An 18,768-nucleotide genomic window follows, 5' to 3' on the forward strand; every position below is an offset into this window, starting at 1 on the left:
GCACGCCATTGCCCCGCCGTTGGGCATGCCCCTTGCTGACCGATGAGCCAGAACGCCAGGCGGCGTTCGCGGTTTGGTTCCGGCCTGCTCTTGCACTACATTGAACAGGACGCGCCGCCGCGAGCGCAGCGCAATCCAACGCCGTGGCTCCGGCACCCTCCGGGCAGCGTGATCGCACGAAACAGGCATCCGCGCCGCCCGACGCAACTGGAAGACGACCGATGGAAGCTCCTCACGCCTATGCGCCGCGGATCTATTTCGTCCATTCCGTTCTCGTCGGCCCGCTCGACGCGTGGCCCGCGTGCTTTGCCCACGCATCCTCGCTTGGCTTCGACCATGTGCTGATCGGGGCGCTGTTCGCGCCCGGCTCTTCCGGCGACGGCCGCATCGTCGCCGATCATGGCCGCCTGCATCCCGTCTTCGAAACGTCACAACCGGCCGACGATGCCGTGCGCACGCTCTGCGCCGCGGCGCGCGAGCGCGGCCTCACGCTGCTCGCCGACCTCACGCTCGACCGCGCCGCCGCGGACGGCACGCTCTACGCCGCCCACCCCGAATGGTTCCGCCCGTTCGAGCCCGACGACGCGCGTCTCGATCCGCGGCACGGCCATCGCGAGGCCAACGTCGCCTACGCCGACTTCGATCGCGCGGGGGCGCCGCTCGCCGCATGGTGGTCTCAGCGGATGACCGAGCTCGTCGGCGCGGGGCTGGGCGGCTTTCGCGTCGACTCTCCGCATCGCGTGCCGCCGGCGGTGCTGCGCGGCATCTTCGATACCGTGCGCCAGCGCCATCCTGAAACGCGCTGGCTGGCCGCCACACCCGGGCTGGCGCGCGGCGACATTGCACGCCTCGAAGGTGTGGGCTTCGACGCCGCCTTCACGTCGCTGCGCTGGTGGGACTTCGCGGCGGGCTGGCTCGCGGAGGAGCACGAGGTGCTGCGCCATGTGGGTTCGCCGGTGACGTTTCCCGAGGCCCCCTACGGCATACGCTACGCGCACGACCAGGAAGGCGCCGCCGACGCGCGCGCGATCGAGCGCGCGTACCGGCGCATGCTGCGCACGGCGGCGGCGCTCGGCACCGGCTGGCTCGTGCCGATGGGCTTCGAATACGGCGTGGCCGACGCCACCGTCCACGCCGGCGGCAGCGCCGCGGCTTACGGCGAAGCGAAAGCGCGCTCGCCGTTCGACCTTTCCGCCGACATCGCCCACGCCAACGCCTTGCAGCGCGAAACCTGGACGCTGCAGACCAACGGCGAACTGCGCGCGCTGAACGGCCCCGGTGCGCCCGTCGTGGCCCTCTTGCGCGGCGACCGGGCCGACTTGCGCGACGCGGACGACGCCGTCCTCACGCTCATCAACCCCGCCCTCGCCGCGCCCGTGCGCGTGAAGCTCGCGCACCTGCTCGACGGCGCGCCCGGCAGCTTCACGCGCTTCGCCCCGCTCGACGCGGAGACGCTGCGCGGCGCACGCACAAGCACGCCGCACGATGCGCTCGCCGTGCCTGAAGCGTTCACGCTGCCGGCCGGCGCATGCTGGATGTTACACGCGCTCGCGGCGCCGCACGTGGCGCTCGCGCCGCCCGAAGACGTGGCCAAGGCACCTACGAGCGGTCGCAAGAGTGTCGTAGAAGCGCTCGCCGCCCCCCGCATTGCGATCGAAAGCGTGAGCCCTTCGGTGGACGAAGGACGCTTCGTGGCAAAACGCACGGCGGGTGAGCGCCTCGAAGTGCGCGCGGCGATCTTCGCCGACGGCCACGACCGCATCGACGCTGCGATACTCTGGCGCGCCAGCGACGAAACGGCCTGGCACGAAGCGCCGATGCTGCCCGCGCAGCCCCCGGGCGCCGACATGTGGAGCGGCCACTTCCCGCTCGATCGCGTGGGCCGCTACGAATTCACGGTGATCGCGTGGCGCGACGAATTCGCCTCGCTCGTCGATCACGTGCAGAAAAAGCGCGCGGCGAACCAGGACGTCCACCTCGAAATGGAGGAAGCAAGCCGATTGCTCGCACTGGTGCTGGCTTGCGCCGAAACCTCCGACGCCCCCGACGAAGCCGGCGCGCCCCACGCCGACACCTGCGCGAAACTCGACGCGATCGTGCAGCGCTTCATCGGCGCCGACACCGACACGCGCTGCGCGCTGCTCGCCGCGCCCGCCACGGCGGCGGCCGTGCGCGCCGCGCGTCATCGCCCGTTCCTCTCGCGCGACGACCATGTCCGGCGCGTGGACGCCGAGCGCCGCGAAGCACGCTTCGCGAGCTGGTACGAGATCTTCCCGCGCTCGATGAGCGACGACGAAGCGCGCCACGGCACCTTCGACGACGTGATCGCGAAGCTGCCGCGCATCCGCGACATGGGCTTTACCGTGCTGTACTTCCCGCCGATCCACCCCATCGGCCTCGCCAACCGCAAGGGCCGCAACAACGCGCTCACGGCGCAACCCGGCGACGTGGGCAGCCCCTATGCGATCGGCGCGGCCGAAGGCGGCCACACGGCCATTCATCCGCAGCTGGGCACGCTCGAAGACTTCCGGCGCATGCTGGCCGCCGCGCACGAACATGGCCTCGAAATCGCGCTCGACTTCGCGATCCAGTGCTCGCCCGACCATCCCTGGCTGAAGGCGCACCCCGGCTGGTTCGCGTGGCGCCCGGACGGTTCGCTGCGCTACGCGGAAAATCCGCCGAAGAAGTACCAGGACATCGTGAATCCCGAGTTCTACGCTCACGATTCGAAGCCCGACCTGTGGCTCGCGCTGCGCGACGCGATCCTCTTCTGGGTGAACCAGGGCGTGCGCATTTTTCGTGTCGACAATCCGCATACCAAACCGCTGCCGTTCTGGGAATGGATGATCGCCGACGTGCGCGCGCGCCATCCCGACACGATTTTCCTCTCCGAAGCCTTCACGCGGCCGCGCCTCATGTACCGGCTCGCCAAGCTCGGCTTTTCGCAGTCGTACACGTACTTCACCTGGCGCGAGAGCAAACGCGACTTCACCGAGTACCTCACGGAACTGACGCAGCCGCCCGTGCGCGACTTCTATCGCCCGAATTTTTTCGTCAACACGCCCGACATCAATCCGCGCCATCTGCAGAGCGGCGCGCGCGCGAGCTTCCTGATCCGCGCGGCGCTGGCCGCGACGCTCTCGGGCCTGTGGGGTGTCTATTGCGGCTTCGAGCTCTGCGAGGGCCGCGCGCTGCCGGGCAGCGAAGAATATCTGGACTCCGAAAAGTATCAATTACGCGCATGGGACTGGGACCGGCGCGGCAACATCGTGGCCGAAATCGCCGCGCTCAACCGCGTCCGGCGTGCGAACCCCGCGCTGCAGACGCATCTGGGCGTGACCTTTCTCGATGCGCGCAACGATCAGATCCTCTGCTTCGAGAAAGCCACGCCCGCGCGCGACAACGTCGTGATCGTCGCGATCAGCTTCGACCCCTATGGCGAGCAGGGCGCGGACTTCGAATTGTCGTGGCAGACCTTCCAGCACTGGCGCATCGACGACGGCGCGCCGCTCGCCGTGACCGACGAGCTGAGCGGCGAGCGCTTCGCGTGGCACGGCCGCTGGCAGCACGTGCGTCTCGATCCCCACGCGCGGCCGTTTGTGATCTGGCGCATCGAACCCGCGCGCGGCCTGCCGCGCGAAGAGCCGCCTCCCGAAGCGGACGAGACGCACATCGAGGGCCATCCCGAACTCGACGCGGACTTCCCGCCCGGAGGAGCGACATGAAACGCGATCCCGCTTCCCACGAATCGCAAACGCACGAGGACGACGGCGCGCACGGCGCAGCCATCGCCCAGCGGCGCGGCAAGGCCTCGCTGCTCACGGACGATCCGCTCTGGTACAAGGACGCGGTGATCTACCAGGTGCATGTCAAGTCGTTCTACGACGCGAACAACGACGGCGTAGGCGATTTCCCGGGCCTGCTCGCGAAGCTCGACTACATCGCGGGGCTCGGCGTGACGGCGATCTGGCTGCTGCCGTTCTACCCTTCACCGCGCCGCGACGACGGCTACGACATCGCCGACTACCGCAACGTGCACCCGGACTACGGCCAGCTCGCCGACGTGCGCCGCTTCATTCAGGAAGCGCATGCGCGCGGCATCCGCGTGATCACCGAACTCGTCATCAATCACACGTCCGACCAGCACCCGTGGTTTCAGCGCGCGCGCCGCGCGAAGCCGGGCTCGAATCATCGCAACTACTACGTGTGGTCCGATACCGACACGAAGTACAAAGACACGCGCATCATCTTCATCGACACGGAACCCTCGAACTGGACCCACGATCCTGTTGCAGGCGCGTATTACTGGCACCGCTTCTATTCGCACCAGCCCGACCTGAACTTCGACAATCCGGCCGTGCTGCGCGAGGTGCTGCAAGTCATGCGCTTCTGGCTCGACATGGGCATCGACGGGCTGCGCCTCGACGCCGTGCCGTACCTCGTCGAGCGCGAGGGCACCAACAACGAGAATCTGCCGGAAACGCACGCGATCCTCAAGCAGATCCGCGCGACCATCGACGCGCACTACCCCAACCGCATGCTGCTTGCCGAGGCGAACCAGTGGCCGGAAGATGTGCAGGAGTACTTCGGCAACGAGGACGAATGCCACATGGCGTTCCACTTCCCGCTGATGCCGCGCCTTTACATGGCGATCGCGAGCGAAGACCGCTTTCCGATCATCGACATCATGAAGCAGACGCCGGATTTGCCGGAGAGCTGCCAGTGGGCGGTTTTCCTGCGCAATCACGACGAACTCACGCTGGAAATGGTTACGGACTCCGAACGCGACTATCTCTGGAACACCTACGCAAGCGACCGGCGCGCGCGCCTGAACCTCGGCATCCGCCGGCGCCTCGCGCCGCTCATGGAGCGCGACCGCCGCCGCATCGAACTGATCAACTCGCTGCTGCTTTCGATGCCGGGCACGCCGGTCATCTACTACGGCGACGAACTCGGCATGGGCGACAACATTCACCTGGGCGATCGCGACGGCGTGCGCACGCCGATGCAATGGTCGTCCGACCGCAACGGCGGCTTCTCGCGCGCCGACCCGGAGCAGCTCGTGCTGCCCCCGCTCATGGGCTCGCTCTACGGCTACGACGCGATCAACGTGGAGGCGCAGAACCGCGATCCGCATTCGCTGCTCAACTGGACCCGGCGCATGCTGGCCACGCGCCGCGCGAAGCAGACCTTCGGCCGCGGCACGATCCGCTTTCTGCGCCCGGCCAACCGCAAGATCCTCGCGTACCTGCGCGAGATGCCGGGCGAAGCGCCGATCCTGTGCGTGGCGAATCTCTCTCGCGCGCCGCAGGCCGTGGAGCTCGACCTCTCCGAATACGCCGGCACGTCCCCCGTCGAAATGACGGCCGACTCGGTGTTTCCGCCCATCGGCCAGTTGCCGTATCTGCTGACGTTCCCGCCCTACGGCTTCCTGTGGTTCCTGCTGTGCCCGGGCAACGAGCGCCCCGCGTGGAGCCAGCCCGTTTCCGAACAGTTGCCGGAATTCGTCACGGTCGTGATCCGCGAAGGGCAGGCCGGGCCGACACCGGAGAACGTGCGCCTGCTCGAATCGGAAGTGCTGCCCTCGTGGCTCTCGCGGCGGCGCTGGTTCGCCTCGAAAGACAAGGCGCTCAAGGGCGTGCGCCTCGCCGCGCTCACCACGATCCACGGCGCCGGCTTCGCCTTCACGGAAATCGAGGCCCAGCTTGCGGACGGCGCGAGCGAGCGTTACGTACTGCCTATCGCCATCACCTGGGGCACGGACACCACGACGCCGCTGCATATCCAGCTCGCGCTCTCGCGCGTGCGCCGCGGCCGCACGGTGGGCTATCTGACCGACGCGTTCTCGCTGCCGTGGTTCGCCTACGGCGTGCTGCGCAAGCTGCACGAACATGCGGCGGTGACCACCGTGCAGCAGAGCGTGATCCACTTCCGCTCCTCCGACCTGCTCGACGCGCTCGACCTGGGCGAAACGCCCGAGATCCGCTGGCTTGCCGCCGAGCAGAGCAACAGCTCGCTCGTGATCGCGGAAGCGCTCGTGCTCAAGCTCGTGCGGCGCCTGCTGCCCGGCGTGCATCCCGAAGTGGAAATGTGCCGCTACCTGACGCAGCTCGGCTATGCGAACACGGCGCCGCTCTATGGCGAAGTGGTGCGCGTCGATCCGGAGGGCGTGCCGCACACGCTCGCGATCCTGCAAGGCTATATCGACAATCAGGGCGATGCGTGGGACTGGGCGCTCGGCTACCTGCGCCGCACGATCGACGAACTGGCGCTCGCCGTGGACGACGGCGGCGCCGACCAGGCACACGAAGAAGAAGCGCTACAGAACTACGGCACGATGATCGGCATTATCGGCAAGCGGCTTGGCGAGCTGCACGTGGCGCTCGCCACGCCCACCGACAATCCGGCCTTCGCTCCCGTCGAGGCCGCCCGCGACGATATCCGCCACTGGATCGCCGACACGAAGAGCATGCTGATCGAAGCGCTCGACATCGTCGAGCGACAGACGTCGAGCGACGTGCATGCGCATCCGCTCGACGACGACACCCGCGAGCTCGCCTTCGGCCTGCTCGCGCGCCGCGATGCGCTGATCGCGGCGGTGGAGCATCTCGTGCCGCTCGACGCCGCCGCGTGGCGCATCCGCATTCACGGCGACTTCCATCTGGGCCAGGTGCTGATCGCGCAAGGCGACGCGTGGCTGATCGACTTCGAAGGCGAACCCGCGCGGCCGCTTGCGTACCGGCGCGCGAAAGCGTGCTCGCTGCGCGACGTGGCAGGCCTGCTCCGTTCGCTCTCCTATGCAGGCGCGGCCGCGCAGTCGACCACCGAAAGCGCGCCGCAGCAGACGGCCGACCGCAAGCGCACGCTGTTCGAGCGCTTTCGAGGCCAGGCGGTCGAGTCCTTCCTGAGCCAGTATCGCGCCGCCGTGGCCGACGCGCCGCAGCCCCTCGTGAGCGCGACGCACGAACAGGCGCTGCTCGACCTGTTCCTGATCGAGAAGGCCGCTTACGAGATCCGTTACGAAGCCGCCAACCGGCCCAGCTGGCTCGGGCTGCCGATACGCGGCCTCGCCGCGATCGCCGGCCGCGTGCTGGGTCCGACCGGCGCACCGGCCCCGGGAGGCGCTCATGGCTGAACACGCGCCCGACGCCGGGCTGCAACTCCACGATATCGATGCCGTCGCCGCCGCACGCCATGCGGACCCCTTCGCCGTGCTCGGCCCGCATACGATCGACGGCACGCCCTACGTGCGCGCGTGGCTGCCCAACGCCGCGCGGGTGCGGGTGCTGGCGCGCGACCGCGCCCATACGCTGGCCGAGCTCGCCCGCGTTCATCCGGCGGGACTATTCGCGGGCCCGCTTGCCGAGTCCGTGCCGTACCGGCTCGAAATCGACTGGAACGGCGTGATCCAGGAAGTGGAGGACCCCTATTCATTCGGCCCGCAACTGCCGGAAGAAGCGCTGCACCGCCTCGCCGACGGCGATCCGTACGCCGTGCTCGAATGCCTCGGCTCGCGCCCGCTCACCTGCGACGGCGTGCCCGGCGTGCGCTTCGCGGTCTGGGCGCCGAATGCGCGGCGCGTTTCCGTCGTGGGCGACTTCAACGCATGGGACGGCCGCCGCCATCCCATGCGGCTGCGCCACGAGGCCGGCGTCTGGGAGCTCTTCATCCCACGCCTGGCAGCGGGTACGCGCTACAAGTACGAGATCCTCGGCGCGCGCGGCGACGTGCTGCCGCTCAAGGCCGACCCCTGCGCGCTGCAGACCGAATGCCCGCCCGCCACGGCGTCCATCGTCGCGCCGGTCGAGGCGCTCGATCACTACGCCTGGCAAGACCATGACTGGCTGCAAACGCGCGGCGAACGGCAGACCCCACGCAGCGCGATCTCGGTCTACGAGGTTCACGCGCCTTCGTGGCTGCCGCACGACGGCGAAGAGGCGCCCGCCCCCAACTGGACCTCGCTCGCCGACCGCCTGATCCCCTACGCCCAGGGCATGGGCTTCACGCACCTCGAACTGATGCCGGTGGCGGAGCATCCGTTCGGCGGATCGTGGGGCTATCAGCCGCTCGCGCAGTTCGCGCCCACGGCGCGGCTGGGCTCGCCGGTCGAGTTCGCCGCCTTCGTGAATCGCGCGCACGAAGCCGGCCTCGGCGTGATCCTCGACTGGGTGCCCGCGCATTTTCCGAACGACGCGCACGGTCTCGTGGACTTCGACGGCACGCCGCTCTACGAACACGCCGACCCGCGCGAGGGCTACCACCCCGACTGGAACACGATGATCTACAACCTCGGCCGCCGCGAGGTCAGCGCGTTCCTGATCGCCTCCGCGCTCGCGTGGCTGCTGCGCTATCACGTGGACGGCCTGCGCGTGGATGCCGTGGCCTCGATGCTGTACCGCGACTACTCGCGCAACGCGGGCGAGTGGGTGCCGAACCAATATGGCGGCCGCGAAAACCTCGAATCGATTGCCTTCCTCAAGCGCCTGAACCACGAAACGCAATACGTACCGCAGCGCCCCGGCGTCATCACCATCGCCGAGGAATCCACCGCGTGGCCCGGCGTGAGCGCGCGCCCCGAGGACGGCGGACTCGGCTTCCAGTTCAAATGGAACATGGGCTGGATGCACGACACGCTGCGCTACCTGCACGAGGATCCCGTCTACCGCCGCTATCACCACCACCAGATGACCTTCGCGCTGGTCTACGCCTGGTCGGAGCGCTTCGTGCTGCCGCTCTCGCACGACGAGGTCGTGCACGGCAAAGGGTCGCTGCTCGGCAAGATGCCCGGCGACCGCTGGCAGCGCTTCGCGAACCTGCGCGCCTATCTGGGCTTCATGTGGGCGCATCCGGGCAAGAAGCTGCTCTTCATGGGCGGCGAGTTCGGGCAGATGGCGGAGTTCGACCACGACGGCACGCCGCACTGGCACCTGCTGGACGATCCCTTGCACCGCGGCACGCAAACGCTCGTGCGCGACCTGAACCTCCTGTACGCGGGCGAACCGGCGCTCCACACGCTGGACGCTGAGCCGGGCGGGTTCGAATGGCTCGTCTCCGACGACGCCGAAAACAGCGTGCTCGCCTGGCGCCGCGTGGACGGCACGGGCCGCGAGATGGTGGCCGTCTGCAACTTTACGCCGGTGCCGCGCCACGGCTACCGCATCGGCATGCCGCAGCCCGGCCAGTGGGACGAGGTGCTGAACACCGACGCGGCGGTCTACGGCGGCTCGAACATGGGCAACGGCGGGCAGATCGCGACGGAACCGGTGGCAAGCCACGGCAGGCCGCAGTCCGCGGCTCTCGTGCTGCCGCCGCTCGGCACGCTCTACTTCCGTCTTCGCCGGTAAAGCCAGCGGCTGCTGACGCCGCGAACAACCTCAGGATTCCGATGCAATACGAAGGAATAAAAGCGGAGCATCGCCATGGCTAACGGGTTGACGGAGCGCCTGCTGCCGGGCAAACCCTGGCCGCTCGGCGCGACGTGGGACGGCCTCGGCACGAATTTCGCCGTGTTTTCGGCCCACGCCTGGCGCATCGAAGTGTGCCTTTTCGACCGCACGGGCCGCAAGGAGCGCACGCGCTACACGCTGCCGGAATGCACCGACGAGGTCTGGCACGGCTACCTGCCGGGCGCGCACCCGGGCACGGTGTACGGTCTGCGCGCGCACGGGCCCTATCAGCCGCAGCAGGGGCATCGCTTCAATCCGCACAAGCTGCTGCTCGACCCCTACGCGCGGCGTCTCGTCGGCCAGTTCCGCTGGTCGGACGCCATGTTCGGCTACCGCGTGCATTCGAACCGCGCGGACCTCTCGCTCGACCGCCGCGACTCCGCGCCGGCCATGCCGAAGGCCATGGTGGTCGCCGACACCTTCGACTGGTCCCAGGACGTGCGGCCCAATGTGCCCTGGGACCAGACCGTGATCTACGAAACGCATCTGCGCGGCATTTCGATCGCACGCCCGGAACTGCGCCCGCCCACGCGCGGCACGTTCGCCGGGCTCGCCACGCCGCAGTTCGTCGAACATCTGCACAAGCTCGGCGTCACCGCCGTCGAGCTGCTGCCCGTGCACGCGTTTCTCAACGAGCGCTTTCTCATCGAGCGCGGGCTGCGCAATTACTGGGGCTACAACACCGCGGCGTTCTTTGCGCCGGAACCGTCGTATCTGGGCGGCTACGACCCCGACATGATGCGCATCGCGGTGCGCCAGCTGCACGCGGCCGGCATCGAGGTCATTCTCGACGTGGTCTACAACCACACCTGCGAGGGCGGCGAGCTGGGCCCCACGGTTTCGTGGCGCGGCCTCGACAACGCGAGCTACTACCGCGCCGTACCCGGCGACCCGCGCCACCTCATCAACGACACGGGCGTCGGCAACACGCTGAATCTTTCGCATCCGCGCGTGCTGCAGATGGTGACGGATTCGCTGCGCTACTGGGCCACGTCGTACCGCATCGACGGCTTTCGCTTCGACCTTGGCGTCACGCTCGGGCGCGAAGCGCACGGCTTCGACCCGAACAGCGGCTTCTTCGACGCGCTACGCCAGGACCCGGTGCTGTCGCAGTGCAAACTGATTTCCGAACCGTGGGACGTGGGCCCCGGCGGTTATCAGCTCGGCAATCACCCCCCCGGCTTCTCCGAATGGAACGACCGCTTTCGCGACAGCGTGCGCCGCTTCTGGCGCGGCGACGCCCTCCAGCGCCCCGAGCTCGCCGCGCGGCTCACGGGATCGGCGGACCTCTTCGACAAGCGCCGGCGGCGGCCATGGGCGTCGGTCAATTTCATCTCGTCGCACGACGGCTTCACGCTCGCGGACCTCACGGCCTACGATCACAAGCACAACGAAGCCAACGGCGAGGACAACCGCGACGGCCACAACGAAAACTGGAGCAGGAACTGGGGCGCCGAGGGCTCGACCGACGATCCGGCGATCCTCGACACGCGCGCCCGCGTGGCACGCTCGATGCTTGCGACACTCTTCGTCGCGCTCGGCACGCCGATGCTGCTCGCGGGCGACGAGGCCTGCCGCACCCAGGGCGGCAACAACAACGCGTATTGCCAGGACAACGAAATATCGTGGATGAACTGGACCCTCGCGGAATCCCCCGAAGGCGAGGCACTGAGCGCATTCGCCGCGCGTGCGATCGCCCTGCGCCGGGACCATCCTTTGCTGCGCGAAACGCGTTTCCTGTTCGGCGATCGCGAGCTGCTGCCCGGCGTGCACGACATCGACTGGTTCGACGAGCGCGGCGAGGGACTGTCGCCCGAGGCGTGGCAGGACCCCGAAGGACGCGCGCTTGCGCTGCGCCGCGCGGGCCCGGGTCTCGACGGCGAATTGGAAGTATTGTTAATCATGCTGAACGCCACGCCCGCGGCGATCACGTTCTCGGCACCGCTGCCGTCCATGCAGTGGGAGGTGCTGCTCGACAGCGCCCACCCCGAGGCCGCGACGCATACGCTGCCCGGCGTCACGTTCGATGTGGCGGCGCACACGATCGCGGTGCTGTGCGCCCGGCCCACACGGCCTATACGCAAGGCCGCCCAGGAGCCGCCGGCAGGCCCCGACGGCACACCGCCGCCGCCCGACCCGCGCACGCCGCCGGGCACCGGCACGAATGGGTCTGCCGGATAGCACCGGCCAGAAACAGGAACTCGTCATGTCCTCGACCTCACACGATCCGCACGCCCGGCGTTACGCGCATTGCCTGCCGTTCGGCGCGCAATTGACCGGGGCGGCGCGCGCGCAGCCGCACACGCGCTTTCGCTTCTGGGCGCCGTCTTGCACGACGGTCCAGGTGGTCTTCGAAAACGCGGCCGAAGGCGGTGCGCCGCCCGCACCGCTCGACATGGCGCCCGCGGGCAACGGCTGGTTCGAAGCCGAGGCGCCGTGCGGCGCCGGCACGCTCTACCGCTACCGCATCGACGGCGGCCAGGCGGTGCCCGATCCCGCGTCGCGCTTTCAGCCCCAAGGCGTACACGGCCCGAGCGAGGTGCTCGATCCGCGCGCCTACGCATGGCGGCATACGCACTGGCGCGGCCGGCCCTGGGAAGAAACGGTGCTTTACGAACTGCACGTGGGCGCGCTGGGCGGCTATCGGGGCGTGACCGAACGGCTGCCGGCGCTGGCCAGCCTCGGCGTGACGGCCGTCGAACTGATGCCGCTGAACGACTATGCGGGCGAGCGCGGCTGGGGCTATGACGGCGTGCTGCCCTATGCGCCGCACGCGGCCTACGGGAGTCCTGACGAACTGAAAGCGCTCGTCGATACCGCGCATGGTCTCGGTCTGCAGGTTTTCATCGACGTCGTCTACAACCACTTCGGCCCCGACGGCAACTGGCTCGGCCAGTACGCGAAGCCGTTTTTCCGCGCGGGCACGAAAACGCCGTGGGGCGACGCGCTCGACTTCGACCGCTTCGAAGTGCGCGACTTCTTCTGCGACAACGCGCTGTACTGGCTCTCGGAGTATCGCTTCGACGGCCTGCGCATCGACGCCGCGCACGCCATCGGCAACGTGCACTGGCTGCGCGAATTGTCCGACCACGTCCATGCGCGCGTGGAGCCCGACCGTCACGTGCATCTGGTGCTGGAGAACGAGCACAACGCGGCCAATCTGCTGGAGGCCCACTTCGACGCGCAATGGAACGACGACGCGCATCACGCGCTGCATGTGCTGTTGACGGGCGAGAGCGAAGGCTACTACCGCGCGTTCACGAAACATCCCATCCGTCTGCTGGCGCGCGTGCTGGCAGAGGGCTTCGCCTACCAGGGCGAGGCTTCGCCGGTGCACGGCGGCAAGCCGCGCGGCGAGGCGAGCGCGCATCTGCCGCCCACCGCGTTCGTGACCTTTCTGCAGAACCACGACCAGATCGGCAACCGCGCCTTCGGCGAGCGCTTGCGCACCCTCTGCCGCAACGACGACGCCCTGCGCGCGGCCACGGCGCTGTATCTGCTCACGCCGCAGATTCCCATGCTGTTCATGGACGAGGAATACGGCTCGACGCAGCCCTTCCAGTACTTCACGGCCTATACGGGCCAGCTCGCCGATGCGGTGCGCGAGGGGCGCCGCCGCGAATTCGCGGCATTCAGCGCGTTTACCGACCCCGCACGGCGCGAACAGATTCCCGATCCTAACGATCCGCGGACGTTCGCGAATTCGTCGCCGGCGCTCGACACCCGTCTCGACGGTGAGCGGTCCGAATGGATGCACTTCTACAAGTCGGCGCTTGCGGTGCGCGCGCATCTCCTGATGCCGCGCCTCGCCCACGCGCGCGCGCTCGACGCAACCGTGCTGGCCGACGACGCGGGCAACGACCTCGCGGCGCTCGTCGCGCGCTGGCGCCTCGGCGACCACGTGGTGCTGACGATCGCGCTGAATCTCGGCCACGAGGGCGTGCGGCTCGAACCGGAACCCGAAGGCATGGTGGTCTTCGAAACGCCGCCGCGCGCGCGCGACCGCATCGCAAACGGCGTGCTCACCGAGCACGCCTGCGTGGCGTGGCTCACCGGCGACGTGCCCGAGTACGCACGCCTTCACGATGCGCTCGCCGTGCCGCGCGAGGAGCCGCGCGCATGAACTCGCGCCGCGAAACGCTCGCGGGTCTCGCCGCGCGCGCGGGATTCGAAGTCGAATGGTCCGATGCGCACGGCGCCATGCAGCGCGTGCCGGACAGCACGCTCGAAGCGCTGCTCGACTGCGCGGGCCTGCCGTGCGCAAACGCAACGCAATTGCGCCAGAGCGCTTCGCTCCTGAACGCGGAGCAGTCGGCACGGCGCTTGCCGCCGCTCATCACGGCCGAATACGAAAGCGCCATCGCCTTGCCGGCCTCGGCCGTGCGTTCGGGCAGCCACTATCGCATCGACCTCGAAAGCGGCGAGCACATCGAAGGCCGCTTCACCTCGCCGCGCGGCGAGACCGCGCTGCTCGCGCCGCTCAGCGAACCGGGCTATCACACGCTCACGATCAACGACCACCGGCTCACGCTCGCCGTTGCGCCGCCGCACTGCCATACGGTTGCCGACGCCTGGCGCGCGCGCCACGGCGAGACCGCGCCGGTGCCCGCACAGTGGGGCGTAGCGGCGCAACTCTACGGACTCCGACGCAAAGGCGACGGCGGCATCGGTGACTACAGTGCGCTGGCGACGCTGGCCACGGAGAGCGCGCGCCACGGCGCGCAGGCGCTGGCCGTGAGTCCCACACACGCCATGTTCAGCGCGCTGCCCGGCCATTTCAGCCCCTACGCGCCCTCGTCGCGGCTCTGGCTGAACGTCGCGCATATCGATCCGGCCGCGATGTTCGGCGCCCAGGCCGCGCACGAGGCGAGCGTCGCCGCCCATGCCGAAGGCGTCTTTCAGGAGCTCGAAGCACGCGCGCAAATCGACTGGAAACGCGTCGTGCCGCTCAAGCTCGAGGTGCTGCGCGCGCTCTTCGAACGCTTCGACAAGGACGAGCGCACGCGCGGCTCGCCGCGCGCGGCCGCGTTCGACGACTTCTGCGCGCGCGGCGGCGAAGCGCTCGAAGACCATGCGCGCTTCGAGACGCTGCAGGCTGCGCTGCTGGCGAGCCCGGGCGGCAACGCGCATTGGCGCGAGTGGCCCGCCGGGCTGCGCGACCCGCGCAGCCCCGAGGTGGCCGCATTCGCCGCGGAGCATCGGCGCGAAGTGGACTTCCACCGCTTCCTGCAATGGCTGGCCGCCGACGGCCTCACGCGTGCGCAACACGACGCGTGCGAGGCGGGCATGGCGATCGGCCTGATCGCCGATCTCGCGGTGGGCTGCGACGGCGCGGGCAGCCACGCGTGGTCGCTGCCGCACGACATGCTGCAGCGCGTTTCCGTGGGTGCGCCGCCCGATCTCTTCAACCAGGCCGGACAGAGCTGGGGCCTCACCACGTTCTCGCCGCGCGCGCTGCACAACAACGGCTTTCGCGCTTTCATCGACATGCTGCGCGCCGCATTCGCGCACGCGGGCGGCGTACGCATCGACCACATTCTCGGCCTGCGGCGCCTCTGGCTCGTGCCCGAAGGCGAAAGCGCGAAGCACGGCGCGTATCTGCGCTACCCGTTCGAGGACCTCGTGCGCCTCATCTCGCTCGAATCGTGGCGTCACCGCGCCATCGCGATCGGCGAGGACCTGGGCACCGTGCCGCCGGGACTGCGCGAGCGGCTCGCCTCGCATGCGCTCTACGGCATCCGCGTGCTCTGGTTCGAGCGCAAGGGCCCCACGTTTATCGCCCCGCAGCGCTGGGACCCGCACGGTATCGCGACGACCACCACGCACGACCTGCCGACCATTGCCGGCTGGTGGCGCGGCCTCGACATCGACTGGCGCAACCGCATCGGCCAGACGCTGCCGCGCGCGGACGGGCGCGACCCGGTGGCGTTCGCGCACGCGCAGCGCGCCATCGACCGCACCGAGCTATGGCATGCGCTCCAGCAGGCTGGGTTCGCGCCGCAGGATGCGCCCATGCCGGCCGCGGAAGAGGCGCCTGTCGAAGCTGCGCTCGGCTATGTCGGCGCCACGGCGAGCCCGCTCGTGACCTGCCCGCTCGAAGACCTGCTCGGGCTCGCGGAGCAGCCCAACCTGCCGGGCTCGATCGACGAGCATCCGAACTGGCGCCAGCGCCTGCCGCTGCCTGTCGATGCGCTCTACGCGGACCCCGGGGTCGCGGCGCGCGTCGAGAGCGTCGTGCGGGCGCGCGAGGCGGTCACGGCATCGCCCCGCGACCCCGGCGCGCACGCGGCGCCGCCCACCGGTCCGACGCCATGACCCTGCCCCGCGCGACGCTGCGCCTGCAGTTTCATCACGACTTCACTTTCGACGACGCGCTCGCGCAGCTCGATTATTTCGCGGCGCTCGGCGTCAGCCATCTCTACACCTCGCCCATCACGACGGCACAGCCTGGCTCGATGCACGGCTACGACACCGTCGACTACGGCACGGTCAGCGCGGAGCTGGGCGGCGAGGCAGCCTTAAGGCGGCTTGCTGCGAAGCTGCACGAACGCGGCATGGGTCTCATCGTCGACATCGTGCCGAACCACATGGGCGTGGGTGGCGCGCACAACGCATGGTGGCTCGACATACTCGAATGGGGACGCCATAGCGCCTTTGCGCGCCATTTCGACGTGGACTGGCACTCGCCCGACCCCGTGCTGCGCGGCAAGGTGCTGATGCCGTTCCTCGGCGCGCAATACGGCGAAGAACTGGCTGCGGGCCGCATCGAGCTGAAGTTCGACGCGCGCGAAGGATGCTTCTTCGCGGCCTACGGGCCGCACGTTTGCCCGATCTGCCCGACCGATTACGCCGCCGTGCTGCAGTCGGCGAACCGCGCCGATCTCAATGCGCTCGCCGCGCCGTTCCAGAGCCTCACCACGCAGCCCGAAGACCAGCCGCGTGCGGCCGCCGCGCGCGACGCGCTGCGCGCGTTCGCCGAACGCAACGGCACGGAGGCGTTCGACTTCGTGCTCGAAGCCTACACGGGCACGGACCCGGTGCCGCGCGAGCGGCTGCACCGCCTGCTCGAGCGCCAGCACTACCGGCTCGCGTGGTGGCGCACGGCCACCGACGAAGTGAACTGGCGGCGCTTCTTCGACATCAGCGCCCTGGCAGGCGTGCGCGTGGAACGGCACGACGTGTTCGAGGCCGTGCACAAACTCGTGTTCCGGCTCTACGCGGACGGGGTGATCGACGGGTTGCGCGTCGATCATGTGGACGGACTCGCGGACCCGCGCGAATACTGCGAGCGTTTGCGCCAGCGGCTGCTGCCGTTGCGCGCGACGCTGCCGTATATCGTGGTAGAAAAGATCCTCGCGCACGGCGAAGCGCTGCGCGACGACTGGGCAGTCCAGGGCACCACGGGCTACGACTTCATGAACGACGTGGGCGCATTGCTGCACGATCCGGCCGGCGCCGGGCCGCTTGCCGAAGCGTGGGCCGCCATCAGCGGATCGGACGCGCCGTTTGCGCGCGTCGCGCTCGACGCGCGCCGCGAAGTGCTGGCCGCCTATCTCGCCGCCGAACTGGACCACGCCGCGCGCGCCCTGCACCGCATCGCGCGCGAGCAGCCCGCGACGCGCGACTTCACGTATGCAAGCGTGCACCGTGCCGTCGCGCAGATCGCCATGCACTTTCCGGTGTATCGCATCTATCCCGCGAACGGACTGCGCGGGCCGCTCGACAACCGCTATTTCGACAAGGCGCTCGACGCGGCTCGGCATGCGCTGCCCCGCGCCAACCGCGCCGCGCTCGAACAGGTCGACGCGTGGCTGGGCGGGCGGTCGCCCGACGCCGCGCCGCCAGCCGCGCCAGCCGGCACGAAACCGCCACGCTCGCAAAGCGCAGCACCGAACGGCCCCACCAACGGCCCGCTCAGTCACGCGCTCATCGCGCAACGCACGGCGCTCGCGCTGTTCTCGCAACTCACCGCGCCGCTCGCGGCCAAGGCGACCGAAGACACCGCGCTCTACCGCTATGGCCGCCTGCTGTCGCGCAATGAGGTCGGCGCGGACCCCGACGATTTCGCCCGCAGCGTAGAAGCGTTCCACGCCGCCAATCGGGAACGGCAACGGCGCGCGCCCTATGCGCTGCTGGCCACTGCCACGCACGACCACAAACGCGGTGAAGATGTGCGGGCGCGCCTCGCCGTTATGAGCGAACTGTCCAGCGACTGGAGCGCGACGCTGCGCGCATGGTCCACGCTGAACCAGCCGCACCGCCGCAACAGCGGCGCGGGCGGTGCCGACTGGGCGCCCGGGCCGACCGCAGAGGCCATGCTGTACCAGACGCTCGTGGGCAGCTGGCCGCCCACGCTCGATCCCGGCGACGAAGCAGGCGTGCGGGCGCTTGCCGAACGCGTCGCGCAGTGGCAGTTGAAAGCATTGCGCGAGTCGAAGCTGCGCACGAACTGGCTCGTGCCCGACGAAGCCTATGAGTCGGACTGCCAGGCATTTTTGTTCGACATCCTCGCACCGCAGCGCCTCGACGGCTTTCTGCACGAACTGGCCGCCTTCGTGGCGCGCATTGCGCCGGCCGGAGCGCTCAACTCGCTGCTGCAAACCACGCTGCGGCTCACGTCGCCGGGTGTGCCCGATCTTTATCAGGGCACGGAGCTATGGGATTTCAGTCTCGTCGACCCGGACAACCGCCGGCCTGTCGATTTTGCGCTGCGCGCGGCGGCCGTCGACGACGAACCGCCCTCGGCGAAACTCCCGCACTGGCGCGACGCGCACGTGAAGCTCGCCACCGTGCGGCGTCTGCTGGCATTGCGCGCCCGCGCACCGGAACTGCTGCGGGAAGGTTCGTATATGCCGCTCGAAGTGCGCGGCGAAGGCGCGGCGCATGTCATCGCGTTTGCGCGCCGCCATCGAGACTCGTGCGCGCTGGTTGTCGGCACACGCCTCGCGGCGCCGCTGCTGGAGAACGGCGTGCCGCTCGTTCTGGCGCAGCGTTGGGGCGATACGGTCGTGGTATTGCCGCCAGGGATGGCCGAGCCCCAGTGGTACGACTGGCTCAGCGATGCCACGCGAACGCCGGATGGGGAAAACCGATTGTCTGTGCGCGATCTGCTTGCGGCACTGCCTGTCGCGGTGTTGTCGAATCTCGCGCCTGAGCGCCAAACTCAATAAACGTGACGTCGGGCTATTTTCGCTGTCGCGTTGTTTCCATTCCCAGACTTCCGTCGACCGCTATCAGCCTCACCGGATCGGTCTTCTTCCATTGCGATTTCGGAATCGGAATCGACCACTCAACGTTCGCCGTAGCCAGCGCGAGGCCCACG

At 69.0% G+C, this 18,768-nt stretch carries 7 protein-coding genes; all 7 read left to right on the forward strand.

Annotated elements, in window-relative coordinates; genetic code table 11:
* Nucleotides 1-221 precede the first annotated feature (221 nt).
* Nucleotides 222-3,725, forward strand: coding sequence for a maltotransferase domain-containing protein (locus BAC01S_RS31940; RefSeq protein ID WP_084168675.1), 3,504 nt, complete (start codon nt 222-224; stop codon nt 3,723-3,725).
* Nucleotides 3,722-7,135 (forward strand): maltose alpha-D-glucosyltransferase, encoded by a 3,414-nt coding sequence (gene treS, locus BAC01S_RS19600; protein WP_027796288.1) that lies wholly within the window; start codon nt 3,722-3,724, stop codon nt 7,133-7,135. Before BAC01S_RS31940 ends, treS begins: the two co-directional genes overlap by 4 nt.
* Nucleotides 7,128-9,344 carry a 1,4-alpha-glucan branching protein GlgB gene (glgB, locus tag BAC01S_RS19605; RefSeq protein ID WP_027796289.1) on the forward strand — a complete coding sequence of 739 codons (2,217 nt, stop codon included), beginning with the start codon at nt 7,128-7,130 and terminating at the stop codon, nt 9,342-9,344. Before treS ends, glgB begins: the two co-directional genes overlap by 8 nt.
* Before the next feature lie 75 nt (nt 9,345-9,419).
* Entirely contained in the window at nt 9,420-11,627 is a 2,208-nt protein-coding gene (gene glgX, locus BAC01S_RS19610; protein ID WP_027796290.1) for a glycogen debranching protein GlgX, read from the forward strand.
* Between the two features lie 25 nt (nt 11,628-11,652).
* Nucleotides 11,653-13,569, forward strand: coding sequence for a malto-oligosyltrehalose trehalohydrolase (treZ, locus tag BAC01S_RS19615; RefSeq protein WP_027796291.1), 1,917 nt, complete (start codon nt 11,653-11,655; stop codon nt 13,567-13,569).
* The gene (malQ, locus tag BAC01S_RS19620) at nt 13,566-15,761 is read left to right on the forward strand and encodes a 4-alpha-glucanotransferase (protein WP_027796292.1); all 2,196 of its coding nucleotides are present in this window, start codon (nt 13,566-13,568) and stop codon (nt 15,759-15,761) included. Before treZ ends, malQ begins: the two co-directional genes overlap by 4 nt.
* The gene (gene treY, locus BAC01S_RS19625; protein WP_027796293.1) at nt 15,758-18,616 is read left to right on the forward strand and encodes a malto-oligosyltrehalose synthase; all 2,859 of its coding nucleotides are present in this window, start codon (nt 15,758-15,760) and stop codon (nt 18,614-18,616) included. The genes malQ and treY overlap by 4 nt, the downstream gene beginning before the upstream one ends.
* Nucleotides 18,617-18,768: the final 152 nt, after the last annotated feature.

The organism is Paraburkholderia acidipaludis NBRC 101816 (assembly GCF_000684975.1).
GTDB classification, from domain to species: Bacteria; Pseudomonadota; Gammaproteobacteria; order Burkholderiales; family Burkholderiaceae; genus Paraburkholderia; species Paraburkholderia acidipaludis.

Coding starts and splice junctions, on each gene's coding strand:
- malQ (WP_027796292.1), top strand. CDS start 13,566: ATGAACTCGCGCCGCGAAACGCTCGCGGGTCTCGCCGCGCGCGCGGGA.
- treZ (WP_027796291.1), top strand. CDS start 11,653: ATGTCCTCGACCTCACACGATCCGCACGCCCGGCGTTACGCGCATTGC.
- glgX (WP_027796290.1), top strand. CDS start 9,420: ATGGCTAACGGGTTGACGGAGCGCCTGCTGCCGGGCAAACCCTGGCCG.
- treS (WP_027796288.1), top strand. CDS start 3,722: ATGAAACGCGATCCCGCTTCCCACGAATCGCAAACGCACGAGGACGAC.
- BAC01S_RS31940 (WP_084168675.1), top strand. CDS start 222: ATGGAAGCTCCTCACGCCTATGCGCCGCGGATCTATTTCGTCCATTCC.
- glgB (WP_027796289.1), top strand. CDS start 7,128: ATGGCTGAACACGCGCCCGACGCCGGGCTGCAACTCCACGATATCGAT.
- treY (WP_027796293.1), top strand. CDS start 15,758: ATGACCCTGCCCCGCGCGACGCTGCGCCTGCAGTTTCATCACGACTTC.